Source organism: Paramesorhizobium leguminum (genome assembly GCF_003217235.1).
In the GTDB taxonomy this organism is placed as follows: Bacteria; Pseudomonadota; Alphaproteobacteria; order Rhizobiales; family Rhizobiaceae; genus Paramesorhizobium; species Paramesorhizobium leguminum.
Map to the genome: position 1 here is coordinate 24,773 of NZ_QJTF01000020.1, position 26,436 is coordinate 51,208.

Here is a 26,436-nt window from a genome sequence, read left to right on the forward strand (position 1 = left end):
AAGCGATAACCGTCCTGACAGATTAGGCCACGGTAGATTCTCGGGACAAGCCCGAGAATGACGGCGAGAGAGAGGGCGCTGTTTCAAGCTAGTTCTGGCAACCTCTAGGCGGAATTTCGTAAGACAAACAGTGGGAACGGTTCCCCGATTCAATCAAACGGAAACCGCTCCGGATGTGAGACTCAAATACGGAAGAATTCATGCCACTATTCGCCTGGTGTCGAACTGTCGTGGGGCGTCGGCTTGGTACTCGGAAAGTGCGTAGTCGTTGATAATGGCGGCGGGGGTGTAACCCGATACGAGTTCCGCCAACACAGCGCGGACCGTTACCATATCGTTGCGGTCGAGCGCGGCGTCCAGCAGTTTCAGCCGCTTTGACAATTCTGGCCAGGGCAGGAAATCCTCCTTGGCCTTGATGATCCTCGGATGTTCTGTCGGTTCGGGATTATTGCCTATCAGCAATTCCTCGTAGAGCTTTTCACCAGGCCGCAGGCCGGTAATGGCGAGTTCGATGTCCCCATCCGGGTGGTCCTCATCCCGTACCGTCAGGCCGGAGAGTTCGACCATGCGCCGCGCCAGATCCGCAATGCGTACCGGATCGCCCATGTCGAGCAGGAATACGTCGACGCCTTCGGCCATGGCGCCAGCCTGAATGACAAGCTGGGCCGCTTCCGGGATCGTCATGAAATAGCGCGTGACTTCCGCGTGCGTAAGCGTGATCGGGCCGCCATCGCGTATCTGCTGACGAAACAACGGCACTACGGACCCGGATGACCCAAGGACATTGCCGAACCGAACCATGCAGAAATTGGTGCGTGGCCGGCCGGCGAGCTGCTCCGCCGAGAGCGCCTGCAGCACCATTTCCGCTATCCGCTTGCTTGCGCCCATGACATTCGTCGGCCGGACGGCCTTGTCGGTGCTGATCAAAACGAAATCGGAAACGCCACACTCTCGTGCTGCCAGCGCAGTTTCCAGCGTTCCCATGATATTGTTGCGGACCCCTTCGGCGGGATTATGCTCGACGAGCGGAACGTGCTTGTAAGCGGCCGCATGATAAACGGTATGCGGGCGCCAACTGCGCATGATTTGCGTCATGCGATGACCGTCACGCACCGAGCAGAGGATCGGTAATACCAGCACATCCGCCAGCTCGTACGCTTCCGCGAGCTTCGTCAATTCGGCATCGATCGTATAAAGCGCAAATTCGCTGTGCTCGACGAGAATGAGATGCGACGGTCCGCTTTTGAGTATCTGGCGGCACAGCTCGCTGCCGATCGATCCCCCGGCTCCCGTCACCATCACCACCTTGCCGCGGCTCTTTTTCTCGAGCAACGCCTGATGCGGCCCGATAGCGTTGCGCCCCAGAAGGTCTTCGATCTCCAGTTCGCGAATATCGGAAACCGTCACGTGTCCCTGGGCCAGCGCCGTCAAATCCGGCAATGTCCGCACGGTGACCCTCGCCTTGCGCATCTCATCGAGTATCTCATTGCGTCGCTGCCGGCTGACCGACGGCAACGCGAGCAGAACATCGCGAATGCCACTGGTCGCTGCAAGTACGGGCAGGTCGGCGGGATCGTAGATCGGCAGCCCACCCATGATGCCGCCTTTCAGCCGCGGATCGTCGTCGAGATAGCCGACAGCCTTGAGCTTTGCGCTGCTTGAAAGAGCACCCGCCAATTGGCGGCCGGCCGGGCCGGCGCCATAGATCAGCACCTTGGTGAGCGTGTGCTTGCTAAGATTACGCCGGTAGGCATCTCCCAGCCAGTAGCGAATGCCCAGACGCGAAAGCCCGACGGCTGTCAACAAAAGCAGCGGCTGCATAATACCGATCGTTCGAGGAACGCCGGGAACGCTGATGGCGGTGAACACCGTCATGAAAGCCAGACCGTAAATGGCGACGGCCTTCAAGACCGCTATGAACGCCGATAGGCCTACATAGCGAAAGATCGCTCGATAAAGTCCTGTGACGATAAAAATCGGAAGAGCAAGGCTGAGCGAAACAATGACCGGCAGCCAACGCACGCCTTCGAATACGACCCACTCGTTCAGACGGAAACAGTAGGACAACCAAACAGTAAGCACGCACAGGCTGGCGTCGACCATCATGGCAATCAGGCGTTTCGTCAAACGCGGGAGGGCTAGCAACGAAACCACAAGGGCTTGTCTCGGCATCAAAATTCGCTCCGTTCGTGCCAATGATATCCCGCCATCTCTCGTCTACAATGAAGACCATCCCGTTCCAAAGCGGTAAAATGCATCCGCCGTGGGAAATCATAGCTATCATGCCAGAGAGGGGCTTGAAACACATCCATGCACCGCACCATCGTGCCTCACAATTTTGATAAAGGAAGAAATAACATGCGAGCGTCGACCAGGGCGGAACGCTGCCGCAAACGCTTCAACACCCTTTTACCCCATTGAGAAGTAACGCTTTATAATACATTAACCTATACTTGAGGTGCTTCAGGTCTTATCGTCGAAATCATGTATCGCAGGCACTGAAACTTCACCCGTACTTGATCCTTTAACGGCGCCCATAGACGTCCTCGAAGCGCACGATATCGTCCTCGCCCAGATAATCCCCGCTCTGAACCTCGATCATCACGAGCTGCATGATCCCGGGGTTTTCAAGGCGGTGCCTTGTGCCGCAGGGAATATAGGTGGATTCATTGGTTGTCAGGATAATCTCGCGATCGCCGTTCACAACTTTTGCCGTGCCGCTCACCACCACCCAGTGCTCGGAACGGTGATGATGCATCTGCAAACTGAGGCTTGCACCTGGCTTTACCTCGATGCGCTTTATCTTGAAGCGCTCGCCCTCCTCGAGCACCGTGTAGGTGCCCCAGGGCCGATGCACGGTCCTATGCACATTGTGCGCTTCGTGGCCGCGTTCCTTCAACTGCGTGACGAGCTGCTTGACGTTCTGCACCTCATCCTTGTGCGCGACCAATATGGCGTCCGCCGAATCGACAATGATCAGGTCTTTCACGCCGACGACACCAATAAGACGTTCCGAACTGTTGATATAGCAGCCCTCGGTATCATGGAGCACCGTATCGCCATTAATCCGGTTGCCCTTGTCGTCGGGCTGCGTCAGATCGGCAAGCGCTTTCCACGAACCTATATCGCTCCAGCCGATATCGCAGCCGACGACCGCGATGTTGCCGGCCTTTTCCAGGATTGCGTAGTCTATTGATTTCTTCGGTACCTGCGAAAAATCGGTCGCGTCCAGCTCGATCCTGAGGCCGCTCGCCACCGATGAATGCCGGGCTGCAAGCAGGGCTTCCCGGCTTTTGGCCAGGATATCGGGACAATGTTCTTCCATCAACCGCGCCATGGTGCCCGCTGTGAAACAGAACATGCCCGAATTCCAATAGAAGCGCCCCGAGGCGAGATATTCCCTGGCGCGCTCCAGATCGGGTTTCTCGACGAAGCGGACCACGTTCTCCCCATCAGCCTCGATATAGCCATAGCCGGTTTCCGGATACTCCGGCTCGATTCCGAACGTCACCAGCCGTCCGGTCCCGGCCAATGCGATAGCTTTTGCAGCCGCCGCGCGGAAGGCATCCCCCTCCCGGATCATGTGATCCGCCGGAAGAAGCATGATGACCGCGTCGTCGCCAAAAACCTGTTGCACATGCAGAGTGACGATGGCGCCGGCGGCGGCCGTATCACGGCCCACGGGCTCCAGAAGATAGGTGGATTCGATGCCGGAAACATTCAGTCCGCGATACTCATCTTCCGTCTTGAAGAAGAGCTCACGATTGGTAATCGTCAGCACCCGCTCGACACCTGGAAGCGCGGCGGCATTGAGGAAAGTATGCTGCAAAAGGCTTTTTCCATCGGCAAGCCTGATGAATGGTTTGGGGTGCGTTTCCCGCGAAAGGGGCCATAGCCGCGCGCCCACGCCTCCGCCCATGATCGCCGGTATGATCTTAGTCATTGCGAGAGCTCCTTGCCATTAGACGGGATGGGATTAAACCGGGCCGGCTATTCCAATCCAACCTATTATTTAAACCGTACAATTTTATTCGGAAAGTCTACTATTTTTTCGAATCGTGCTCTAATGCGCGCGCTGCTCGCTCCAGTCCCCAGACCAGGAGCTCCGCGGCGCGTTCCCGGGATCCTGCTTCCGTATAGCATCGTAATTCAGGCGCATTGCCGGAAGAGCGGTAGTGTATCAGGTCGCCGTTCGTGAGAACGACGCGCATGCCATCGATGCGGTCGCTATCGCGTACCGTTCCCGCATCGGCGAAGAATGCGCGCAGAGCTTGCGCGTTCTCCAGACTTTTCAGGAATGCGCCGCTCTTTTCCGCCGGCACATGTTCCAGCCGGCCACTGCCGGTATGGCGCGCCGGTAGCCGCTCGACCAGCCTCGACAAGGATGTGCCTTCCCTCGCGGCCATGCCTAGCACGCAGAGGATCGGCAACATGGCATCCCTGGTCGGCAGGGCGTCGATCACACGCCCGTCGACCGCCGCCGGTGCGCCAAGCAGCACGCCGCCATTGGCCTCGAAGCCGATGATACGTTTACAGCCATCGCCAAGCGCCTTCTCCATGCCCTCGATGACGTAGGGTGAGCCGACGCGCGTACGGTAGACACGATCGAAAAAGCCACACTGCTCGATGGACGTGTTGGACGTAACCGGCGTGACTACGGCATCGGCTTCAAGGAAGCGGGCGGTCAACAATCCGACCATATCGCCGCGAAGGAAATTGCCGTTTTCATCGGCGATCAACGGCCGGTCCGCGTCGCCGTCGGTCGAGACGAGCGCGTCGAGTTTCAACGCCCGGCAGGTCTGTTCGGCAAAGATAATATCTTCGGGGCGAAGCGCCTCCGTATCGACGGGAACGAAGATGTCGGAACGGCCGACACCGATCGCTTCCGCCCCCGTGCCTTGCAAGATTTCAACCATGAGATCGCGCGCGACGGAGCTATGCTGGTAGACACCGATCCGCTTGCCGGCAAGTGCGCCCGGCGACAGGAGCGATGCGCAGCGCCCGGCATAGGCTCGCAATGCCTCATCGGAGACGGCGACATCGCTGTTCGCGGCGGGGGGCTTTTGCGAATCAAGAAACGCCAGAATTCCCGCCTCGTCCGCTTTGTCGATTTCGCCATCGGGGCGGTAGAATTTCAGGCCGTTGCGGTCGGCGGGGATGTGGCTGCCCGTCACCATGATGGCCGGGGCGCCCAATATCATAGCCCGAAGAGCCAATGCGGGCGTTGGTAGCGGCCCGCAGTTTTCCACGCGCATTCCGAAGCTTCTCGCCGCGCTCATGCCGGCAGCGGCCATACGCGGACTGCTGGAGCGAAGATCGTAACCGACCAGCAAAACACCGTCATGCGCAACGGCATGACGCTTTTGCACATGTTTCAGAAAAGCAACCGTATAGGCCCCGCAGACCTCATCGCCGAGCTCTGTGACAAGCCCGCGCAGGCCGCTTGTTCCAAATTTCAAACCGCTCATAGTCACGTGATCGATTTCGGAGTTATGGAGACAGCGCCATTGCCCACCGATCTGTAATCGAGACCGGTATCCGCAACATCTTCCAGCTTATAGACGTTGCGCATGTCGAACAATACATTTCCAGCCATCAGATCGGCGATCTTCTTGAGATCGAGTGCGCGGTAAGCGTTCCATTCAGTCAGCAGCGCCACGACGCCCGCGCCTTCCACCGCCTCATAGGCGGAAGCGCACCAGATCACGTCCGGCAATACGGTGCGAGCGGCATTCATCGCCTCCGGATCGTGGGCGCGCACCGTGAGCCCCGCCTTCTGGATGGCGCGTACGATATCGAGCGCCGGTGATTCGCGGATATCGTCGGTGTTGGGCTTGAAGGCGATGCCGAGAACAGCGACGCTCTGCGCTCCGGTCTTCCTCGCGGCTTCGACGATGCGTGCGGCCATGGCCTGCTTGCGGGCCTCATTGACCGCCACGACCTCTTCGATCAAGGTCTGTGGCGCATCGAAACGCCGCCCTGTCGCCGCGAAGGCGCGTGTGTCCTTGGGAAAGCATGAGCCGCCGAAGCCGGGTCCCGCGTGCAGAAACTTCGCTCCGATGCGCTTGTCCATGCCGATGGCATGCGCCACCTCCTGGACATTTCCGCCTGCCTGCTCGCAAAGATCGGCAACCTGATTGATGAAGGTCACCTTCATCGCCAGAAACGCATTAGCTGCATATTTGATGATTTCGGCGTTTTCCAGCGTCGTCACAACCATCGGCGTCTCGCGCAGATAGAGCGGCCGGTAGACGCGGCGCATGGCCTCACGTCCACGCGCATCCTCGACGCCGACGACCACGCGATCAGGCCGCATGAAATCCTCGATTGCCGAGCCTTCGCGTAAAAATTCCGGATTGGACACCATGGAGAACGCGACGTCCGGACGGGCCGCGCGGATGCGGTCGCGAATGCGCGCATTGGTGCCGACCACCACCGTCGATTTGATGACGATCACCGCGCCCGGCTTCATCGCCGCGGCCACCGCATCGGCCGCCGCCTCGATATATTGCAGGTCAGCCTCGCCATCGCCGCGCCGCGACGGTGTGCCGACTGCGATGAAGATGACATCAGCTTCCGCTACGCTGGCTGCGAGGTCGGTGGTGAAGGACAGCCGGCCATCGCGAATATTGCGCGCCATCAGCTCGTCCAGGCCTGGTTCGAAGATCGTCACTTCGCCAGCATTCAACCGCGCGATCAGCCCCGCGTTCAAATCGACGCAGCTCACCGGGAAGCCAAATTCAGCGAAGCAGACACCGGAGACGAGCCCGACATATCCCGTCCCGATCATCGATATATTCATTTATTCAAATCCGCATATTTTCTTTGGAAATTCGTGTTTATGGAAAATCGCCGTGTGGGTCAAAGCCGAATTTTAGACCGCCGGGATCTGCAGGGGCGCATCAGCGCGGAAAGTCACCATGTCACGCGCAATCCTGCATCGCCGCGCACGCCCTTGCGATTGTCGCCGCCGACATCGCGGGTATAGGCGGCGTCTACCCACAGACCCATATTCGCCGCGAATTGCCAGACAACGCCGCCGCCTACTTCCAGCGTCGTGGCGCGGGCGCGTGACTTCACCGCCTCGTCATGATCGAAATAGATCGTATCGGTCGGTGTAAAGTCCTGCCAGATATTTGCCTTGGCATAAGGGCGCAGTAATGTGGATGACAGGCTATCGGCCGACAGGCGGAAGCCGATGCGGCCCATCATGGCGTCGGGCGTGTTGTAATCGACCTGCGAGAAGGCATCACTCACGCGGTTGATGTCGGTATGCGTATAGACCAGTTGCGCTTGCGGCTCGATTTTCACATCGTCCGATAGCGCGATCGGATAGCCGCCTTCGATCGACACGGTGATGCCATAGCCTTTTGTAGCAATATGGCTGCCCGAGCCTTTTGTGGCGATGCTGCTATCGGCAACCGAACGCCCGCTGCCTTCAAAGCGCGTGCCCATCACCACCAGGTCGGTATACCAGCCGTTTGGCGCCAGATGCGTCCAATAGACGCCGCCGCTCATGCCCTCCAGCGTGGCGTCGCCGGCGATTTGATCATGCTTGCCGAAGGCGAATCCCCTGACCTCGCCGGAGGATCGCGCATAGGCCATGAACATACCAACGCGGTCCTGATGGCCGGAAGGCTGCGCCCATCGCATCACGTCGAATCCGCTCTGCAGGCCATAGGTTTCGCCGTCGAATTTGGCGCTGACCGTGCCGGAAAAGCTTTGGTCCATGCGCTGTCCGAAGGTCCGCCCCCAGGCCGCGCGATTGGCTGCCGGGCCGATCAGTTTCTGATCGCCGTTGCGCTCGTGGAACGTGCCGAGCGCAGTCACGTCCTGCTGGCGCCCCAGGCTGGTGAGCGCGGAGTGGATCGACACTGTCGGACTATAGACCGGCGTATTGTCGTTCAGTTCATTGCGCAGATAATAGCTCTGCTCCTCCTCCGCCGTGCCGCCGCCCTTTTGCGTGCCCTGAAACAAGAGATATTCAAACGGGCCAGCCGAGACTTGCCGCGCGAGATGAAAGCTACCGGTCGTGATGCCGGCACCATCCTTTGCCACGACAACAGGAATACCGTTGCCTGTGGTCAAATCTCCGTCGCCGCCGGCATTGGTTATGATGATGCCGGTATTGCCGCCGGCGGTGTGACCCGCGCCTGCAATGACCAGATGGCTCATCGGAGAATTATCGGCGCCTAATACGCCATGCAGCGCGAGCGTTCCGCCATTGCCGGTATAATTGCCGGCGATAATGAGCGCCTGATCGAGGCCGCCCGTCCCCGGCTCGACAATGCCGGAATTGCTGACGTGGTTGTTGATCCTGCCAACGCCACTCAGCGTTCCAAGCGGAGCGACGGTGACGTTCGAGGCCAGCGCGCCGTTCACCTGCAACGCGCCGCCGCTGATCAGCGTCGGCCCGCTATAATCCTGCGCGGTATCGAAGATGGTGGTTCCAGGCCCGATCTGGCGCACGCCCCCTTCGCCTGTGATGGCCGCCGTGAAATCAAGATCATCCGAGCGATTGATGGCAAGCGTCGCACCTTTTGAAACAGTGACATCGCCTGTGATGCTGCCCGCATTGCCGCCGTCGCCCAATTGCAGCGCGCCGCCTGAAATCAGTGTGCCGCCGCTGTAATTGCTGTTGCCGGTGAGGATCGTCGTTCCCGCGCCCTGTTGCGTGACGCTGCCCGTTCCCGAAATCGCGCCCGGAACAATTAGCGGCGCCGTGGCATCGCGATCAAATACGAGCGCGCTGTTGTTGAGAACGGACCCAGTGCCAAGCGTGCCCGTAGAACCGCCGTCGCCTATTTGCAGCGTGCCGCTGTTGATTGTCGTGCCTGCATAGCTGTTCGCGCCGGTGAGAACGAGCGTGCCGGGGCCGGTCAGCGAGAGCGGGCCGCCGCCGGCGATGTCTTTTGTCACCTTGAATGTGTTTGCGGCTTCCGCAATCTCGAAACCGCCGCCCTGCGCGCCCCAATTGATGGCGCGGTTTGTGCCGGTATAGGTCGCGCCGGTGACCTTGAGCGTACCGCCGTTGAAATCAAGCGCACCAGACGCAGCGCCGAGATTTCCATCCGATGAGACAGAGAGTTTCCCGGCATCGAAAAATGTGCCATCGGTGTAGCTGTTGTTCATGTTGGTGAGCGTGGTCTCGCCGGATCCCATTTGCGCGACCTTGCCGTCACCGCTAATGAGCCCTGTGAATTGAAGCGCGGTATCCGAGCGGTTGAAGCCAAACGTGGCGCCATTAAATAGCGCCACATCGCCCATGATGCTGCCCGACGCGCCACCATCGCCAAGGAGAATCGCGCCACCTTCGATCTTTGTGTTGCCGGTGTAAATATTGGTACCCGTTAAGCTCAGCGTTCCGGTGCCGACCTTCGTCAAGGATCCTGCTCCTCCGGTTCCAGTACCAAACCAACTATCATTTTGAATGACTGCGTTTAACGCTGTCGACAAATTGTTGCCGCCGACCTCCAGATTCACGCCTCCAAGATAAACACCACCGCTTCCTTCCAAGGAGCCGACCTTGGTCCCGGGTGTTCCTGAAATATCAAAAATGGATGGGTTAAGAATGAAGCGGGCTAGGCCGCCACTGGAATTATCGAAGAATATGAATTCCGCATTGACGCCGCTAAAAACGGCATTACCGGCAGATGTCGTGTCGGTGAAATAAATGTCAGCACCACCAGCAGCTCCAGTTTCACCGGTCACATTAAAAATAGGAGTGTATGATGACAAATTCTCGATGCCATTGCCTCCTCCAAAACTCATCATTGTATGATAGCCAGTGGCGGCGGTTTGGAGAATATTAAACGTGTATTGCGGCGCATCCACTGCAAAAATCATTGTGCCTATTTCTGTATAGTCGTCTATTTTGGCGGTCGTGTTCGTCACATTTCCAAAGGTAGCGGTAGTGCCTATTGTCTGGGGTATGCCGCCATTCCAGTTTTGTGCTGTATACCAATTGTCATCTGCTCCTGCTCCAGTCCAGGTAGACTGCGCTGTTGCGCCTGTCATCGGAACAACGAGCGTCCCTGCAACGATAATTGACGCCTGGAAGCGAATGAGTGCGCGCCCCCCCCCCCCCGCAATTGCAGGAGCGCCACCCCGACAATACCCGTTAGCGCAGCAACGGAACGAGAAACAGGCCGGCCCATGACAATCGCCCTCACACACCAACGTCCGTCTTCATTGACGGGCGCCATTGGATGCAATGGATTGCCTCATGGGTGAGAACAGCTCACCGGAAGCTTTCGGTGCGGGATGCATGGTGAATGGAAAGAATAAAAAAAGAATAAAAAAGAAATAATAGTGCGTATAATTGTAATTTCTCAATATATACTTTCGTTTAGAGTTTGTCAGAACTGGATCGAAACAGCGCTGCTCTCGCCGTCATTCTCTTATCAGCGGTTCAGTTGAGGCCTGACAGACCCTAGAGCGCTCCCTCTTTTGATGGAATCGCTTGGTGTCCTTTTGCGCCGTTGTCGTCAATGGATAGGTTGAGGCATGGATTCCTGTGACAAGCACAGGAATGACGCAAGAGAGGGTTCTTCGCCTGAAACTTCATCGTCTTGCAGGCAGAAATGTTTGGGCTGGTGTCAAAAGTCATATTGCCGTCATCCTGTGCTTGTCACAGGAATCCATGCCTCAACGGTGAAACCGTCCGCACCGATAAAAGAATATCACCGTTTCAACCTAAAAATGAAATGCTCTAGAGCATTTCATATTTACACGGAAACAACTGTGCGCCCTTCACCCCCGTGGTTCGAGGCTCGCTACGCTCGCACCTCACCATGAGGGTGAAGGGTTGCAACGCTGCAGTAGTCCTCATGGTGAGGTGTGAATGGAGCGAAGCGCAATGAGCCTCGAACCACGGGGGCGCTTGGTGATTCCGTAAAAATATGAACCGCATTAGTGAAAAACGGGCGCGCCGGCGTCTTCCGGCGCGCCCGGTTTCTCAATGGCGCAGCAGCGCCTTGGCCTCTGCCACGCCCAGCGCCTCGGGCCGTGTGCAGGTCGTCTCAAGATCGATGAAGCGTTTTTCCTCGCCGGAGCGCAGGATCGACATCATCACGTCCACCCCATGCAGGGCGCGTTCGAGGGAACAGCGCATGTCGCGCTTTTCGACGATCGCGGCGGCCATGTCGGCAAGGCCCGCCGTGCGGTAATTGGCCATCGCCCCTTGCGGGTGTTCCTGATTGGGAATGCCGAAGGGATGCTTCCAGCCTTTCAGCCGCTTGGCCTTCTTCTTGTCCGGGAGGCCAACCTTTACGTCGCCGCCGAAGAAATTCGGGTCAGGCAGGAAAATCGACCCATCCGTGCCGTAAAGCTCCATATTCTCGTGGCGGTGCGCCCATACATCCCAGCTCGCCGAAAGCGTGATCGTCGCGCCTTCCACGAATTCCAGCACCGCATGGATGGTGGTCGGCGTCTCGACGGGGATGGTTTCGCCCTTGCGCGGTTCGGAACTGATGGTGCGCGTCGGCGTCGCCATCGAGGTGATCGCCGCCACGCGCTTCACCGGCCCGATGAGGTTGATCAGGTTGGCGATGTAATAGGGTCCGAGATCGAGGATCGGGCCGCCGCCGGGCTTGAAGAAGAAGTCCGGATTGGGGTGCCAATGCTCCATGCCATGGCTCATGACATGGCATGTGCCTGACGTGATCGTGCCGACTTTGCCCTCATCGATCGCCTTGCGGGCAAGCTGATGCGCGCCGCCGAGGAAGGTATCCGGCGCGCAGCCGACCTTGAGGCCCTTCTCGTCCGCCAGCTTCTTCAGCTCCTGGCCCTGCTCCAGCGAAAGCACCAGCGGCTTTTCCGAATAGGCATGTTTGCCGGCTTCGAGGATGCGTTTCGTCACCGCGAAATGCGCATCGGGGATCGTGAGATTGACGACGATGTCGATGTCGTCATTCGCCAGAAGCTCGTCGACGCTCTGCGCCTTGATGCCATATTCCTCCGCCCGCAATTTGGCGGCGGCGGGGTTGGCATCGGCGCAGGCGCGCATTTCGATGCGCTTGAACAGCGGCGCCAGTTTCAAATAGGTGGTCGAGATATTGCCGCAGCCGATAATGCCGACACCGAGGGTCTTTCCCATGTGGGTCTCCAGATTTCATAAATTCCAGATTTTATAAATTATAGAGCGGCCTGCCCTTTTGTGCGAACCGCTCCTGGCCTAGTTTTCCGGGCCTGGTTTCATTGAGGCGCCGCCCAGAGGCGCTTTGCCGTCTCGAGCGAACGGGTGGCGAAGCGCGTGGCGTCGGCAGGGTTGTCATGTTCCATGACGAGATACTCTACCTGCGTGTTGTGCAGCGCCTTCATGATATCAGCCCAATCGACGGTGCCGTAGCCGACATCGGCCCAGCCATCCTCGTCAAGGTTCTCGCCCGCCGGCGCGATATCCTTGACATGCACCGCGGAGATCCGGTCGCCATAGGCGGCGATCCATTCGAGCGCGTTCGCGCCACCGCGAATGATCCAGGCAATGTCCGCCTCCCACGAAAGGTCCGGCGCGGCATCGAAGATGCGCTGTTGCGGCACGGAACCATCGGCAAGCGGCACGAACTCGAACTCATGATTGTGCCAGCCGAAGATATAGCCCGCCTTGCGGAACGGCTCCCCGGCCTTCCGCAAACGCTCGCCGAAGGCGCTCCAGCCTGCGGCATCCGTGGGGCGAAAATCCGGCAACAGATAGGGGCAATAGATCGCTTTCATGCCGAGTGTGCCCGCGATTTCGAGCGCGCGCTCCTGCTCGTTTTCCAGCATGTCGATGCCGAAATGACCGGTCGGCATGGCCAAGCCATTGTCGGCGAGGCTTTTCTTCAAGCCGGCCAGATCGCCATAAACCCCGCCGTAGCCCTCGACATTGCGATAGCCGGCCTTGGCCAGCATGGAGAAGGTCTCAGCCAGCGGAAAATTGCGCGAGCTATAAAGCTGATAGGAAAATTCTGTCATGTGTCACGTCCTTCTGGATGACCGGGGGTCCGGGAACTGGAATAAAGATCGCGCACCAGCAATGTTACGGCGGCCTTTGCCGCCTCTTGCGGGCTGGCGGTGAAAATGATCGTCGCGGCCTCACCGGGATGAAGGGTGAGCGCATTGTCGGAAAACCGGCCCTGCGCCTCGCATTCAAGCGTGACGAACAGCGCCAGCGCCGAGGCTTCTAGCGAAATGGAAAGCCCTTGGGCGGTCGTGGTCACCGAAGTCTTGATGCGGGCATCCTTGAGAGGCAGTGCCTTATAGGGAACCGGCGAGAAATGATCGCTACCCGTGCTGCCATCCGAGGCGGACCAGCGGTAGAGCAGGATCGCGCCTTCGGGGATGTCATTGAGCGCGACGCCGGCAATGGGTATCGCCCGATCCGTCGGCACGGTCCGGCTTGCCCGCTGCAATGGCGTCGCGTTGCCCGCCATATCGAGCGCGATGATCTCCAGATCGATATCGACCGGCTGCGACGTATCATTGGCGGCATGGAAGGCAATATCCAGCCCGTTTTTGTCCGGAATAGCGCTGACAGCCACCGGCGCGAAGAAGCGCCTCGCCATATAATGCAGCGCCTTCCAGCCGCCGCCATAATCGAGGCTCGACCAGGAGGCCACCGGCCATGTGTCGTTGAGCTGCCAATAAAGCGCGCCCATGCAATGCGGTTTCAGCGAGCGCCAGTATTCCACCGCGGTGCGGATCGCCAGGCCCTGCTGGATCTGGCTCAAGTAGACGAAGTTCTCGAAACCTTCGGGGAAACGGAAATAGCGGAACATCGTCTCCGCGATACGCGCATTGCCGCCGGCGTTCTTCTGATGCGCCTCCATGACGGGCGAGGCGATGTTCATATCCCCTGCCTCGGCGAAGGTGCGGATGACGGACATCGACGGGAAGGACTGAAAGCCGAACTCCGAGCAGAAGCGCGGGTTGACGCTGCGATATTCGTGAAACGATTTTCCCTCGTGCCAAACACTCCAGAAATGCATGTCGCCGGAGGAATCGTCATGCCACGCATCGCCGAAACTCATCGGCCCCGGCGATGGACTCGACGGCCACCAGTTGGCATCGGGAAGCGTTTCCTTAAGCGCCGTTTCGATGGTGCGGTTGAGCCGGTCGTAGCTGACGAGATAGCGGTCGCGATTCTCACGCGATTCCTCGAACCAACCCAGCGCGCCGATCAGCTCATTGTCGCCGCACCAGAGCGCAATCGAGGCGTGGTGCGAAAGCCGGGTCGCCTGATAGCGCACCTCCTCGTCAACCTCCGCCAGAAATTCCGGCGTCGAGGGGTAGAGGTTGCAGGCGAACATGAAATCCTGCCAGACCATCAGTCCCAGCCGGTCGCATAGATCGTAGAACCAGTCCGGCTCATAGAACCCGCCGCCCCAGACGCGGATCATGTTCATGTTGGCATCGACGGCTGATTGCAGAAGACCAGCGGTTGCCTCCGGCGTGATCCGCGAGGGCAACGCATCCTGCGGAATCCAGTTCGCGCCGCGGCAGAAGATTTCGCGCCCGTTGACGCGGAAGAAGAAGCGGTTTCCTGCCTCATCCGGCTCCGTCACCAATTCGATGTGGCGAAGGCCGATCTGGCGTGTTTCGGTCAAACCTCCCAGATGAATTTTGAGCGGATAGAGATGCTGCTCGCCACTGCCTGCCGGCCACCAGAGCTTAGGCTCGTCGATGGTGAAGGTTTCGGTCAGCCAGTTCGTTCCAGCGGAAACATCCGCATGTCCTGATATGACCTGCCCATCGAACGTGATGACATAGGGTACAGTCTCCCCATGCCGGGCATCCACCTCGATCTCGAGCGTCAACCGGACCGCGCCATCTTCATGCGCCTGATGGACCAACACTTGCGCGACGTGAATGTTGTCCACACGCTCCAATACGATACGTCCGTAAAGCCCGAAGGGCGCGATGGCGATGTTCCAGTCCCAGCCGAAATGACATTGGGCCTTGCGCAGCATGTTGCCGTTGGGAATCGGCGAATTGCCGGCGTGGTAAGGCACGTAGAACGGCTGCGCCTCTTGGCAAGCGCGCCCGGCCTTCACGTTCGAGCGGAAAAGAATCTCGATGCGGTTCTCGCCCGGTTGCAGCGCATGGGAGACATCCACGCGGAACCGGCGGAAGCTGTTGGCTGCCTCGATCACGGTTTTGCCATTGATGCTGATTGCGGCGACCGTATCGAGATAATCGACGTCCAGATGCCAGCCATCAAGCGGCGCGTCCGCTGGAAGGACGAAGGTTCGGCGGGCTATCCAGTCTTCTTCCGCGATCCAGCGCAGATCATATTCGTTGCGACCGTAATACGGATCGGGAATCGCACCCGCAGCGTGTAGCGCGGAGATGGCATCGCCGGGGAGTGCCATCGGCACGTCGTGGCGTTCGCCCGCATCGCAAAGGCGCCATTCGCCTGCGAGGTTGATGCTTTCGTTGGCCGCAAGCAGAGACGTAGCGTTCATGTTCTACCCCCCCTCTGCCCTGCCGGGCATCTCCCCCTCAAGGGGGGAGATTGGCTGATAGTTCCCACGGCTCTCATCCTGCAGTATCAGCGACTGATGCCGAACGTCCATGAAGGCGTAATCTCCCCCCTTGAGGGGGAGATGCCCGGCAGGGCAGAGGGGGGTGAGAAGGCGATGCATCATTTCATCCAGAAAACGCTAGATACGTTCCTCGCTCTTGGCATCAAACAGCGAGGCCATGCTCAGGTTGAAACTCACCTTGACCTGCTCGCCGGGGCGATAGCGCTTGCCGGATTCCACGCGTACCGAAAGCGGTTTGCTTGCCACCTTCAGCCAGACAAGGCTGTCGGCGCCCATTGGCTCATCGAGATCGACAATTGCGTCATGACCGTCGCCGCCTTCCCCACCGATACGGATATGTTCCGGCCTCACGCCGAGCACGACTTCGCGCCCCGGCGTCAGCGCGCCGTCGGCCTCGTAGCGATCGAGCGCGATATCGAAATCGCTGGCCCGGAAGACCGTTTTTCCGTCCTTTTCGGCAAGCTGGCCGGAAATGAAATTCATCGACGGCGAGCCGATGAAACCGGCGACGAAACGATTGCGCGGCTTGTTGTAGATGGTCATTGGGTCATCAAGTTGCTGCACGACGCCGCCCTTCATCACCGCGATGCGGTCGGCGAGCGTCAGCGCCTCGATCTGGTCATGCGTGACATAGATCATGGTGTTGCCGAGCTTGTGATGCAGCCGCTTGATCTCGACGCGCAGTTCCGAGCGCAGCTTTGCGTCCAGGTTCGAAAGCGGCTCGTCGAAGAGAAACACATCGACATCGCGCACCAGCGCCCGCCCTATCGCCACGCGCTGCCGCTGGCCGCCGGAAAGAGCGGATGGCTTGCGCTGCAACAAGGGTTCGATCTGCAGAATTTCGGCGGCGCGTGCGATGCGCTTGGTTATCTCCGGCTTCGGCACGCCTGCGACGCGCAGGCCGAAGGAGAGGTTCTTTTCCACCGTCATCTGCGGATAAAGTGCATAGGACTGGAACACCATGCCGATGCCGCGATTCTTCGGCTCTTCCCAAGTGACGTTCTTGCCCTTGATGTTGATCTGGCCCTCGGAGATATCCAGCAGCCCGGCAATGCAGTTGAGCAGCGTGGACTTGCCGCAACCGGATGGCCCGAGAAGCACCAGAAACTCCCCTTCCCGGATATCGAGATCGAGCTTTTTAAGGACATTCACGGTACCGAAGCTCAGCGACAAATCCTTGATCGAGACGCTTGTACCGGCATTTGTGTTCACGTTCATAAGCATTATCCCTTCACCGCTCCCGCGGCGATGCCCCGGACGAAATAGCGGCCGGAGAAGAAATAGATGAGGAGCGGCACCGCGCCGGTGAGGATCGTCGCGGCCATGTTGACATTGTATTCCTTGACGCCCTGAACCGAATTCACGACGTTGTTAAGCTGAACGGTCATGGGGAAATTCTGGGTTCCGGCGAAGATCACGCCGAACAGGAAGTCGTTCCAGATGCCGGTTACTTGAAGAATAATCCCGACGACAAAGATCGGCAGCGACATCGGCAGCATGATCTGCAGGAAAATCCGCCAGAACCCGGCCCCATCCACCCGCGCGGCCTTGAAAAGCTCAGGCGGCAGCGAGGCGAAATAATTGCGGAAGAGCAAGGTCAGGATCGGCATGCCGAAAATGGTATGGATGAGGACAATACCGGGCAGGCTTCCAAAGATGCCAAGCTCGCGGGTGATGATCACGAGCGGATAGAGCATCACCTGATAGGGAATGAACGCGCCGAAGAGCAGGATGGTGAAGAAGACTTCCGATCCCCTGAACTTCCAGTTTGAAAGCGCATAGCCATTCACCGAGGCGATGAAAATCGAGATGATCGCGCTTGGAATGGTGATCTTCACCGAATTCCAGAAGCCGGTCCTGATGCCCTCGCAATAAAGCCCGGTGCAGGCCTGGCTCCATGCCTTCACCCATGGCTCGAAGGTGATTTCGACGGGCGGCGCGAAGATGTTGCCGAGGCGGATTTCCGGCATCCCCTTCAGCGAAGTCATCACCATCACATAAAGCGGCAGGAGATAGTAGAGCGCCGCTACGATCAGCACGCCGTAAACCATCACGGTAGCCGGCGCGAACATACGTCTTGGCCGGGCACCCCATGGCTCCGCTTTTGCGTGCGGTGCAGCATGAATTATTGTTGCTTCCGCCATTTGCAGGCTCCTCACTTAGCTTTTCGGCCACCGAACTCCAGCATCGCCCATGGAATGAGGATGATGAGGACGGTGGCGAGCATGACGGTCGAGGCGGCGAGGCCCTGGCCTAGATTGGCCCAGCCGAACATGAAGTCGTAGACGTATTTGGCCGGAACTTCCGTGGAAATGCCCGGGCCGCCATTGGTCATGGCGACGACGAGATCGTAGAGCTTGACGATGCCGGTCGCGATCAGCACGAGCGTGGTGATGAAGACCGGGCGCATCATCGGGATGATGACGAAGACATAGGTCTTCCACGTTGGGATTCCATCCACCCGCGCGGCCTTCCAGATTTCCTCATCGATATTGCGCAGGCCCGCCAGCATCAGCGCCATGACGAGGCCGGTCCCCTGCCATAGCCCGGCAATGACGATGGCATAGATCGCCATGCTGCGATTGGAGAGGAGGGCGAAGCTGAAGCTCTCGAAGCCCAGATCCCGCACCACCTTCTCGATGCCGAACGGGTTCAATATCCATTGCCATACGAGGCCGGTGACGATGTGGGAAAGCGCAAAGGGATAGAGAAAAATGGTACGGAAGGCGTTTTCGAAACGGATCTTCTGATCCATGAAAACGGCGAGGATGAAGCCGACGACAAGGGAAAATATCAGCGACAGGATACCGTAAATCGCAAGGTTCTTTATCGAAACGTCCCAGCGTGATGCGCCGAACAGCCGCGTATACTGGTCGAAGCCGACGAAGTTCAGCATCGGCAGCGAGCGCGAGGACGTGAAGGAATAAACCACGGTCCACACCGTGCAGCCTATAAAGACGACAAGCACGGTCGCAATCATCGGCAGCGCGGCGATCTTGGCGTTGAGATTGCGGAAAAGCAGGCGTCGCGCCGTCATGGACGGTTTCCCTCCGTGTTTAGGAGGAAGTGCCTGTCATCGACACCCCCCTCTGCCCTGCCGGGCATCTCCCCCTCAAGGGGGGAGATTGGCTGACACTTCCCCCTGCCCCCATTCTGCAAGGCCTGCGATTGGTGCCGGACATCTATCGACGCGTAATCTCCCCCCTTGAGGGGGAGATGCCCGGCAGGGCAGAGGGGGGTGAGTGCGAAATGGATATGCATTGGATGCTCTAGCGCCAACCGCGACCAGCGTTGCCGGTCGCAGTCGCCATTCCTCAATGCGCCGATTCCATGATCTCGGCGAAACGCTTCTGCATATCGTCGACAGTCATTTCTGGCCCGGAGAAGAATTCCCCCATGAGGCTCTCAATCTGCCCCTGCGTGTCCGGCGCGCGCAATTGATCACCGGAAGGAATGATATTGTCGGGGTTTTTAAGAAGCTCGATACCCTTCTTCATGCAGGAGCTGGCGGTTGCCATATCGATATCGCCGCGGATCGGAATCGACCCCTTGGCGAGATTGAAGGCCACCTGTGTCTGCTTGGACACCAGCATGCTGGCGAGCTTCAGCTGCGCCTTGGTGACTTCCGGGTCCTTGTTCTTGGGGAAATAGATGGCGTCTCCGCCGGACTCCACCACCGGATGATCGCCGAGGCCCGGCAGGCAGTCATAGTCCTTGCCCGCGACCTTGCCGGCGGTGGTGAATTCGCCCTGCGCCCAATCGCCCATGATCTGCCCACCGGCCTTGCCGGTCATTACCATGTTGGTCGCTTCGTTCCACGAGCGGCCGACATAACCGGGATCGGCCATCGAACGCGCATCGGCAAGGGCCTGGATCACCTTCTTGAATTCCGGACCGTTCAAGGCTGCGCTATCCTTGTCCTTGTTGACCTTCAGATAAAGGTCCTTGCCGCCAAGGGACGCGGTCAGCACGTTGAACATGCCGCTCACCTGCCAGCCATCGCCGGTCGCCAGCGGAATTATGCCTTTTTCCTTGAGCTTCGGAGCAGCGGCGACGAACTCTTGCCAATTCTTCGGAGCTTCGACACCCGCCTGCTTGAACACATCGGGGTTGGTCCACATCCAGTCCCAGGAATGGATGTTGAGCGGCACGCAATAGAGCTTGCCCTCGAAGGTGCAGGATTCAAGCAGGCTTGCGGGGCGGATGAAATCCTTCCAGCCTTCTTTTTCCGCAAGCTCGGTCAGGTCGGTCATCAGCCCGGCCTGCACCAGCTCCTCCGCCTGACGCCCGTGATTGAGCTGCGTGGCGCCCATAGGGTTGCCGCCAAGGATACGGCTGACGATGATCGGGCGCGCGCCGCTGCCGCTGCCGCCGATGGCCCCGTCGACCCATTTGTCGCCGCCCGCTTTGTTGAACTGCTCGGCAAGGGTCTTCACCGCGGCAGCTTCGCCGCCCGAAGTCCACCAATGGGTGACCTCAAGGTCGGCAGCCCTCGCAAAAGAAATGGTGGTAAATGCAACCGAAGCGGACAGAGCCGCGATCAAACCGTAACGCATCCGATATCCTCCCTAATCTGAAACGTTACAAATTATCGTATTGAAACCAGCCGCGTATGCAAGGGCTGAATCTGAGCAAAACGGAATTTACAGCATATTTTTTGGGTCATGCATTGATATTGTTATGTATTTTTCGAAGGCTCACCGTTGCGGTGTTGTGCTATTCGCAAATCTGTAACGTTACAGATTATTGCACTGCCACAAAATTGACCGGCTCGCCCGAGCGCTTTTCGGAACCCTTTCATTCGCCGTTGCATTGACAATGCGTTGCGGACAATATGTCTTCAATGTGATGGGAGCTCGATCGAAGGGAGGAAATTCGATGCGAAGGACATTGCTTTTAGGAATTGCGGCAGCCCTATTAGGCGCCGTTTCCGCCCACGCTGCGGACTTGAAGTTCAAGCCCGGCGAGGATCAACGCTTCGACTGGAAGAGCTATGAGGCGTTCAAGGCCGGCCATGATCTGAAGGGGCAGACCCTGACGGTGTTCGGCCCATGGCGCGGTGAGGACGAGACGCTGTTCAAATCCGTTGCCGCCTATTTCGAAGAGGCGACCGGCGCCAAGCTCAACTATTCATCATCCGAAAATTACGAGCAGCAGATCGTCATCGACACGCAGGCGGGCAGCCCGCCAAACGTCGCCATCCTGCCCCAGCCCGGCCTCATCGCCGATCTGGCCTCGAAGGGACTGCTTACCCCGCTCGGCGAGAAGACGGAAAAATTCGTCCGCGACAATTACGCGGCCGGCGATTCCTGGGCAAAGCTCGGCCGGTACAAGGGCAAGGATGGCAAGGAGCAATTCTATGCCTTCCCGTATAAGGCGGACCTGAAATCGCTGGTCTGGTATTCCCCCGAAAATTTCGAGGATGCCGGCTACAAAATCCCCCAGACCATGGAGGAAATGAAAGCGCTGACCGAGAAGATCGCCGCCGATGGCGGGACGCCCTGGTGTATCGCGCTGGGTTCGGGCGGCGCCACCGGCTGGCCTGCCACCGATTGGGTGGAGGATATCATGCTGCGCACCGCACCGCCGGAAACCTATGACAAATGGATCACCAACGCGGTGCCTTTCACCGATCCCGCCGTGGTCAATGCCATCAGCGAGTTCGGCTGGTTTGCCAAAAACCCGAAATTCGTCGCCGGAGGTATTTCCGGCGTGCTGACGACGGATTTCCGGGAGGGCGCGAAGGGCCTCTTCACGCTGCCGCCCAAATGCTACATGATGCATCAGGCACAGTTCATTTCCTCCTTCTTCCCGAAGGATGTGAAACTCGGCACGGACGCGGATTTCTTCTATTTCCCGCCCTATGCCAGCAAGCCTGAGCTTGGAAAGCCCGTCGAAGGCGCCGGCACGCTCGCCATGATCACCAAGGACAGCCCCGCCGCCAAGGCCTTCATCGACTTCCTGGAAACGCCGATCGCGCACGAGGTATGGATGGCGCAATCGGGCTTCCTCACGCCGTTGAAGACCGTCAATCCCGATGCCTACGCCAACGACACCCTGAGGAAACAGGGCCATATCCTGCTGGATGCGACCACCTTCCGTTTCGATGCCTCGGACATGATGCCGGGCAAGATCGGCGCCGGCGCGTTCTGGAAGGGCATGGTCGATTTCGTCGGCGGCGAGTCGGCGGAGGATTCGGCCAAGGACATCCAGAAGGCTTGGGACGCGATCAAGTAGGGGAAGCGCCTTCCTCCTTCCCCCTTGCGGGGAAGGTGCCCGCGGAGCGGGCGGATGGGGGTGGAGACGATTGTGCTCTACGCTTCACCACCCCCACCCGGCCCTACGGGCCACCCTCCCCGCAAGGGGGAGGGAGGGCGCTAAAATTTCCGGGAGGAGGAACCCGAATGCAGCAGCTTCTCTTCGCCCTCGTCACCATAATCGCCGGGGTTATCGGCTGCGTCGCCTATTTCGTCGCCAGCAATTGGCTGCTCGACCGGATTTTTCCCTCGAAAGGCCGCGCGGGCGCCATTGCCTCGCGCAATTTGCGCATCGCCAATATGGTCAGGCCCTGGCTGTTCCTCACCCCTGCCCTTATCGCGCTGACGCTATATCTCGTCTATCCCGTCATCGAATCGGTCTGGCTCAGCCTCCACGGCAGGGATGGCCAGCAGTTCGTCGGGCTTAACAATTATCGCTGGATGATCGACGACGGCGAGTTCCGCCAGTCGATCTTCAATAATTTTCTCTGGCTCCTCATCGTGCCGGCCACCGCCACCTTTCTCGGCCTGATCATCGCCGCGCTGACCGACCGGCTATGGTGGGGCAATATCGCGAGGTCGCTGATCTTCATGCCGATGGCGATTTCCTTCGTCGGCGCGTCGGTGATCTGGAAATTCGTCTATGACTACCGCCCGGAAGGCGCGCAGCAGATCGGCATTCTCAACGCCATCGTCACCTTTTTCGGCGGCGCTCCGGAAGCGTGGATCACCCTGCCCTTCTGGAACAACATCTTTCTCATGGTCATCCTCATCTGGATCCAGACCGGCTTCGCCATGGTCATCCTTGGAGCGGCGCTGCGTGGCGTCCCCGAAGAAACCATCGAGGCCGCCGTCCTCGACGGCGCAAGTCCGCTGCAGATATTCTTCAAGATCATGGTGCCGCAGATATGGAGCACCATCGCCGTGGTCTGGACCACGATCACCATCGTCGTCCTCAAGGTGTTCGACATCGTGCTGGCGATGACGAACGGCCAATGGAGCACGCAGGTGCTCGCAAACCTGATGTTCGATTGGATGTTCCGTGGCGGCGGCGATTTCGGGCGGGGAGCGGCAATCGCCATCGTCATCATGGTTCTCGTCGTGCCGATCATGATCTGGAATATCCGCAACGCCGCCAAAGAGATGGAGGGGCGCTGACATGATCGCTGCGAGCCGTCGTTCGCCTCTTACTTTCGTCGTGCATCTCACCGTCCTCGCCCTCGTCCTCCTGTGGACGCTGCCGACGGCGGGCCTTCTGATCTCATCGCTCCGTGACAAGGACCAGATCTCGGTTTCCGGCTGGTGGACCGCGCTTGTAGCCTCCCGCGAAAATGCCGTCTTCCGCGCGCCGGGGGCGGAAGCGCAGGTTGAGGAAAATGGCCGCTATGTCATCCGCGGCAATGTTTTCGACGGCGGGACCGGCACCGTGTCGGCCTTCGGCGATTCGGTGCAGACCCCCACCGAATTCAAGGCCGGCGAGACCGCCACGCTGCCAACAGGCGCCACGATGAGTGTGGCCGAAAATGGCGATTTCACCATCTCCTCGCCGCAGCCGATACCGGAGGGACGCGGCGAGCGCATTTTCTACACCCGGTCGGTGCCGCCGCAGTTTACGCTCGACAATTACCGCGAGGTTCTAAGCGCCCAAGGCCTCGGCCGCTCCTTCATCAATTCGCTGACGGTGGCCATTCCCTCGACCATCATCCCGATCCTCATCGCCGCCTTCGCGGCTTACGCTCTGGCGTGGATGAAATTTCCCGGTCGCGCGCTTCTCATTGCGCTGGTGGTGGGGCTGCTCGTCGTGCCGCTGCAGATGTCGCTCATCCCGCTTTTGAGATTTTATAACGATATCGGCTCGCAGTTCGGCGTATCGCCGAAAGGCTATCTCGGCATCTGGCTCGCGCATACGGGCTTCGGCCTGCCGCTCGCCATCTACCTCCTGCGCAACTACATGGCAGGCCTGCCGAAGGAAATCATCGAATCCGCGCGCGTCGACGGCGCCAGCGATTTCGACATTTTCGTCAAGATCGTTCTGCCGTTGTCGTTTCCAGCGCTCGCCTCCTTCGCGATCTTCCAGTTCCTGTGGACCTGGAATGATCTGCTCGTCGCCCTCGTCTTCCTGGGTTCCGGCAATGATCAGCTCGTGCTGACAGGACGTCTCGTCAATCTTCTGGGCTCGCGCGGCAGCGATTGGGAAATTCTCACCGCCGCCGCCTTCGTCACCATCGTCGTTCCGCTGATCGTCTTCTTCAGCCTGCAGCGCTTCCTGGTTCGCGGCCTTCTGGCCGGATCGGTGAAAGGCGGATGACGATGCAAAAAATTAAAAGCATGGGAGGGAATGGCGCATGACGGCGGTCCGGCTGAAGAGCATCGAGAAGTCTTACGGCACCGTCAAGGTGATCCACGGGATAGACCTTGAGATCGAGGATGGAGAATTCATCGTCTTCGTCGGCCCTTCCGGATGCGGCAAGTCGACTCTCTTGCGCATGATCGCGGGGCTTGAGGATATTTCGGGCGGCACGCTGGAGATCGGCGGCGAGGTGGTCAACGACGTTCCGCCGTCGAAACGCGGCATCGCCATGGTGTTCCAATCCTACGCGCTCTATCCCCACATGACGGTCTACGACAACATGGCCTTTGGAATGCGCATCGCCAAGGAGCCGAAGCAGGAGATCGACCGCCGGGTGCGCGAGGCGGCGGATATCCTGCAACTGACCGATTATCTTCATCGCCTGCCGAAAGCGCTCTCCGGCGGCCAGCGCCAGCGCGTCGCCATCGGCCGGGCAATCTGCCGCGACCCGAAAGTATTCCTCTTCGACGAGCCGCTATCGAACCTCGACGCCGCACTGCGCGCCGCCACTCGCATCGAGATCGCGAAACTCGGCGAATCGATGCCCGGCACCACGATGATCTATGTGACGCACGATCAGGTGGAGGCGATGACACTCGCCGACCGCATCGTGGTTTTGTGTCAGGGCCGCATCGAACAGGTCGGCGCCCCGCTGGAACTCTACGAGCGCCCCGCCAATCTCTTCGTTGCCAAGTTCATCGGCTCGCCGGCGATGAACATCCTGCCGGCGAAGATTGTCGTCACCGGCGCGAAGACCACCGTCGCCCTGTCCGCGGGCGCCGAAGCAACGCTCCCCATACCCACACCGGAATCGGCAAAAGGTTCAAGCGTTCATTTCGGCGTACGCCCCGAGGATTTGACGGTCACGACCGGCGCGACGCAGTTTATCATCGAAGGTACGATCTCGATCATAGAGGCGCTGGGTGAGGTAACCCTTCTCTATGCCGATGTAGCAGGCAGTACTGAGCCGCTGATAGCCAAGCTTCCCGGCAACCAGCCGTTCAAGCGCGGCGACACGCTGCGCCTCACCACCGATCCGGCAAGGCTGCACCTCTTCGACGCGGACGGAAAGGCGATGCGATGAGTAGTGATTTGAAGCATCAGCGCCTGCGCGACAGAATGGAGACATTCGCATGACATACCAGCTTTATTATTGGGATGGCCTGCAAGGGCGGGGCGAATTCATACGGCTGGCGCTGGAAGAGGCGGGCGCCGATTATGTCGACGTCGTTCGTGAGCCGGGCGGCATGGCGGCGATGATGAACATTATGGAAAGCCGCGACGAAGCCTGCATTCCCTTCGCTCCGCCTTTTCTGAAAGATGGCGATGTGATCGTCTCACACGTGGCGAACATCTTGTTTTATCTCGGTCCAAAGCTCGGCCTCGCCCCGGCAAACGAGGCGCTGCGCTATTTCGCAAACGGCCTGCAGCTGACGATCACCGATTTTCTGGCGGAGATCCACAACACCCATCATCCCATCGCAGCCTCGCTTTATTATGAGGATCAGAAGGACGCGGCCAAGGCATATACGGCCCTTTTTTTGACAGAGCGCCTGCCCAAATTCCTTGGCTATTTCGAGCGGGTACTGCAGCAGAATCCGCATGGCGACAAGCAGATCGTCGGTGACCGGTTGAGCTATGTCGATCTTTCCCTGTTCCAGGTGATCGAGGGGCTGCTTTATGGCTTTCCCCGCGCCATGAAGGGCTACGACAAAAAATATCCTGGCCTCGCCGCCATTCATGCCGCGGTCCGGGAGCGACCGAACATAAAGCGCTATCTCGCTTCCGACGGGCGGCTCGCCTTCAATGAAACCGGTCTCTTCCGCCACTATCCGGAACTCGATGAAGGCTGATCTTCACCGATGCGCATGCGGTCTGTCCGTATGCCTTCCGGAATAACGCTCATCGATTTCGCGGATAATCGTCTCGCCGTGTTTGGGGTCGAGATGCTTGAGCAATTCATCCACCTTCGCTTCCAGGCGATCGTTGCCCTCTTTCGATTGCGGTGAGCCCAGGAAAAGCAGAAAGGCCAACCCGCCGACCTGCCAGAGAAGCTGCAGGAACTCCGACTGCCAGTTCTCCAGCGTATCGCGCATCATCTCCATGGCATAAGGACCGAAGGTAGCCGGCTGACCATTGCTTTGTTGTTCGTGCACAAAAGCAAACCAGCCGAACAGCCAGTGCCCGATGATCGTCAGAATGAAAAATCCGAGCGTTATCCAAGCATAGCTATAGCTGCGCCAAAGGGGCCTCAACGCCATCGTGCAACCTCGCACTTTTGAATAGCTCAAGCGTAACGCTGGCA

General features: G+C 59.0%; 18 protein-coding genes. 5 read left to right on the forward strand and 13 right to left on the reverse strand.

Annotation, left to right across the window (positions count from 1 at the left end; translation table 11 throughout):
* Window positions 1-198: 198 nt before the first annotated feature.
* The 12 genes from C7477_RS14955 to C7477_RS15020 all read right to left on the reverse strand — a co-directional run bounded on the left by C7477_RS14955 (window position 199) and on the right by C7477_RS15020 (window position 20,080).
* Window positions 199-2,172 carry a polysaccharide biosynthesis protein gene (locus C7477_RS14955; protein ID WP_110753607.1) on the reverse strand — a complete coding sequence of 658 codons (1,974 nt, stop codon included), beginning with the start codon at window positions 2,170-2,172 and terminating at the stop codon, window positions 199-201.
* A gap of 352 nt (window positions 2,173-2,524) precedes the next feature.
* Window positions 2,525-3,943, reverse strand: coding sequence for a mannose-1-phosphate guanylyltransferase/mannose-6-phosphate isomerase (locus tag C7477_RS14960; RefSeq protein WP_110753609.1), 1,419 nt, complete (start codon window positions 3,941-3,943; stop codon window positions 2,525-2,527).
* Between the two features lie 100 nt (window positions 3,944-4,043).
* Window positions 4,044-5,468 (reverse strand): phosphomannomutase, encoded by a 1,425-nt coding sequence (locus tag C7477_RS14965; RefSeq protein WP_110753611.1) that lies wholly within the window; start codon window positions 5,466-5,468, stop codon window positions 4,044-4,046.
* Window positions 5,469-5,470: 2 nt separating this feature from the next.
* Window positions 5,471-6,802: a UDP-glucose dehydrogenase family protein gene (locus C7477_RS14970; RefSeq protein WP_110753613.1), complete on the reverse strand. Its 1,332-nt coding sequence runs from the start codon at window positions 6,800-6,802 to the stop codon at window positions 5,471-5,473.
* A gap of 113 nt (window positions 6,803-6,915) precedes the next feature.
* Window positions 6,916-9,384: an autotransporter family protein gene (locus tag C7477_RS14975; protein ID WP_181418438.1), complete on the reverse strand. Its 2,469-nt coding sequence runs from the start codon at window positions 9,382-9,384 to the stop codon at window positions 6,916-6,918.
* A gap of 1,573 nt (window positions 9,385-10,957) precedes the next feature.
* Window positions 10,958-12,097 (reverse strand): Gfo/Idh/MocA family protein, encoded by a 1,140-nt coding sequence (locus tag C7477_RS14980; RefSeq protein ID WP_110753617.1) that lies wholly within the window; start codon window positions 12,095-12,097, stop codon window positions 10,958-10,960.
* Between the two features lie 98 nt (window positions 12,098-12,195).
* Window positions 12,196-12,954 carry a sugar phosphate isomerase/epimerase family protein gene (locus tag C7477_RS14985; protein ID WP_110753618.1) on the reverse strand — a complete coding sequence of 253 codons (759 nt, stop codon included), beginning with the start codon at window positions 12,952-12,954 and terminating at the stop codon, window positions 12,196-12,198.
* Window positions 12,951-15,443, reverse strand: coding sequence for a beta-mannosidase (locus C7477_RS14990; protein ID WP_110753620.1), 2,493 nt, complete (start codon window positions 15,441-15,443; stop codon window positions 12,951-12,953). Before C7477_RS14990 ends, C7477_RS14985 begins: the two co-directional genes overlap by 4 nt.
* Window positions 15,444-15,641: 198 nt before the next feature.
* Window positions 15,642-16,742: an ABC transporter ATP-binding protein gene (locus tag C7477_RS15000; protein ID WP_110753666.1), complete on the reverse strand. Its 1,101-nt coding sequence runs from the start codon at window positions 16,740-16,742 to the stop codon at window positions 15,642-15,644.
* Between the two features lie 5 nt (window positions 16,743-16,747).
* Window positions 16,748-17,668 (reverse strand): carbohydrate ABC transporter permease, encoded by a 921-nt coding sequence (locus tag C7477_RS15005; RefSeq protein WP_110753623.1) that lies wholly within the window; start codon window positions 17,666-17,668, stop codon window positions 16,748-16,750.
* Between the two features lie 11 nt (window positions 17,669-17,679).
* Window positions 17,680-18,561 (reverse strand): carbohydrate ABC transporter permease, encoded by an 882-nt coding sequence (locus C7477_RS15010; RefSeq protein WP_110753625.1) that lies wholly within the window; start codon window positions 18,559-18,561, stop codon window positions 17,680-17,682.
* A gap of 277 nt (window positions 18,562-18,838) precedes the next feature.
* Window positions 18,839-20,080 (reverse strand): ABC transporter substrate-binding protein, encoded by a 1,242-nt coding sequence (locus C7477_RS15020; RefSeq protein WP_110753627.1) that lies wholly within the window; start codon window positions 20,078-20,080, stop codon window positions 18,839-18,841.
* 322 nt (window positions 20,081-20,402) lie between these two features.
* Here C7477_RS15020 and C7477_RS15025 point away from each other — a divergent pair, with 322 nt between their 5' ends.
* The 5 genes from C7477_RS15025 (at window position 20,403) to C7477_RS15045 (ending at window position 25,984) form a co-directional block, all read left to right on the forward strand.
* Entirely contained in the window at window positions 20,403-21,761 is a 1,359-nt protein-coding gene (locus C7477_RS15025) for an ABC transporter substrate-binding protein (RefSeq protein WP_110753629.1), read from the forward strand.
* Between the two features lie 167 nt (window positions 21,762-21,928).
* Entirely contained in the window at window positions 21,929-22,939 is a 1,011-nt protein-coding gene (locus C7477_RS15030) for a carbohydrate ABC transporter permease (protein WP_110753631.1), read from the forward strand.
* Between the two features lie 4 nt (window positions 22,940-22,943).
* Complete coding sequence (locus C7477_RS15035; protein WP_110753670.1) at window positions 22,944-24,089, forward strand: carbohydrate ABC transporter permease; 1,146 nt, start codon at window positions 22,944-22,946, stop codon at window positions 24,087-24,089.
* A 37-nt stretch (window positions 24,090-24,126) separates the two neighbouring features.
* Complete coding sequence (locus C7477_RS15040) at window positions 24,127-25,215, forward strand: ABC transporter ATP-binding protein (protein WP_110753633.1); 1,089 nt, start codon at window positions 24,127-24,129, stop codon at window positions 25,213-25,215.
* A 49-nt stretch (window positions 25,216-25,264) separates the two neighbouring features.
* Entirely contained in the window at window positions 25,265-25,984 is a 720-nt protein-coding gene (locus C7477_RS15045; RefSeq protein ID WP_110753635.1) for a glutathione S-transferase, read from the forward strand.
* Window positions 25,985-25,987: 3 nt separating this feature from the next.
* On the opposite strand, the gene C7477_RS15050 is transcribed toward C7477_RS15045, so the two are convergent.
* Window positions 25,988-26,392 carry a DUF6766 family protein gene (locus C7477_RS15050; protein WP_110753637.1) on the reverse strand — a complete coding sequence of 135 codons (405 nt, stop codon included), beginning with the start codon at window positions 26,390-26,392 and terminating at the stop codon, window positions 25,988-25,990.
* Between the last annotated feature and the right edge of the window lie 44 nt (window positions 26,393-26,436).

Excerpts from the sequence above, each read along its gene's own strand:
- C7477_RS14955 (WP_110753607.1), bottom strand. The coding sequence starts at position 2,172 with ATGCCGAGACAAGCCCTTGTGGTTTCGTTGCTAGCCCTCCCGCGTTTG.
- C7477_RS14960 (WP_110753609.1), bottom strand. The coding sequence starts at position 3,943 with ATGACTAAGATCATACCGGCGATCATGGGCGGAGGCGTGGGCGCGCGG.
- C7477_RS14965 (WP_110753611.1), bottom strand. The coding sequence starts at position 5,468 with ATGAGCGGTTTGAAATTTGGAACAAGCGGCCTGCGCGGGCTTGTCACA.
- C7477_RS14970 (WP_110753613.1), bottom strand. The coding sequence starts at position 6,802 with ATGAATATATCGATGATCGGGACGGGATATGTCGGGCTCGTCTCCGGT.
- C7477_RS14980 (WP_110753617.1), bottom strand. The coding sequence starts at position 12,097 with ATGGGAAAGACCCTCGGTGTCGGCATTATCGGCTGCGGCAATATCTCG.
- C7477_RS14985 (WP_110753618.1), bottom strand. The coding sequence starts at position 12,954 with ATGACAGAATTTTCCTATCAGCTTTATAGCTCGCGCAATTTTCCGCTG.
- C7477_RS14990 (WP_110753620.1), bottom strand. The coding sequence starts at position 15,443 with ATGAACGCTACGTCTCTGCTTGCGGCCAACGAAAGCATCAACCTCGCA.
- C7477_RS15000 (WP_110753666.1), bottom strand. The coding sequence starts at position 16,742 with ATGAACGTGAACACAAATGCCGGTACAAGCGTCTCGATCAAGGATTTG.
- C7477_RS15005 (WP_110753623.1), bottom strand. The coding sequence starts at position 17,668 with ATGGCGGAAGCAACAATAATTCATGCTGCACCGCACGCAAAAGCGGAG.
- C7477_RS15010 (WP_110753625.1), bottom strand. The coding sequence starts at position 18,561 with ATGACGGCGCGACGCCTGCTTTTCCGCAATCTCAACGCCAAGATCGCC.
- C7477_RS15020 (WP_110753627.1), bottom strand. The coding sequence starts at position 20,080 with ATGCGTTACGGTTTGATCGCGGCTCTGTCCGCTTCGGTTGCATTTACC.
- C7477_RS15025 (WP_110753629.1), top strand. The coding sequence starts at position 20,403 with ATGCGAAGGACATTGCTTTTAGGAATTGCGGCAGCCCTATTAGGCGCC.
- C7477_RS15030 (WP_110753631.1), top strand. The coding sequence starts at position 21,929 with ATGCAGCAGCTTCTCTTCGCCCTCGTCACCATAATCGCCGGGGTTATC.
- C7477_RS15040 (WP_110753633.1), top strand. The coding sequence starts at position 24,127 with ATGACGGCGGTCCGGCTGAAGAGCATCGAGAAGTCTTACGGCACCGTC.
- C7477_RS15045 (WP_110753635.1), top strand. The coding sequence starts at position 25,265 with ATGACATACCAGCTTTATTATTGGGATGGCCTGCAAGGGCGGGGCGAA.
- C7477_RS15050 (WP_110753637.1), bottom strand. The coding sequence starts at position 26,392 with ATGGCGTTGAGGCCCCTTTGGCGCAGCTATAGCTATGCTTGGATAACG.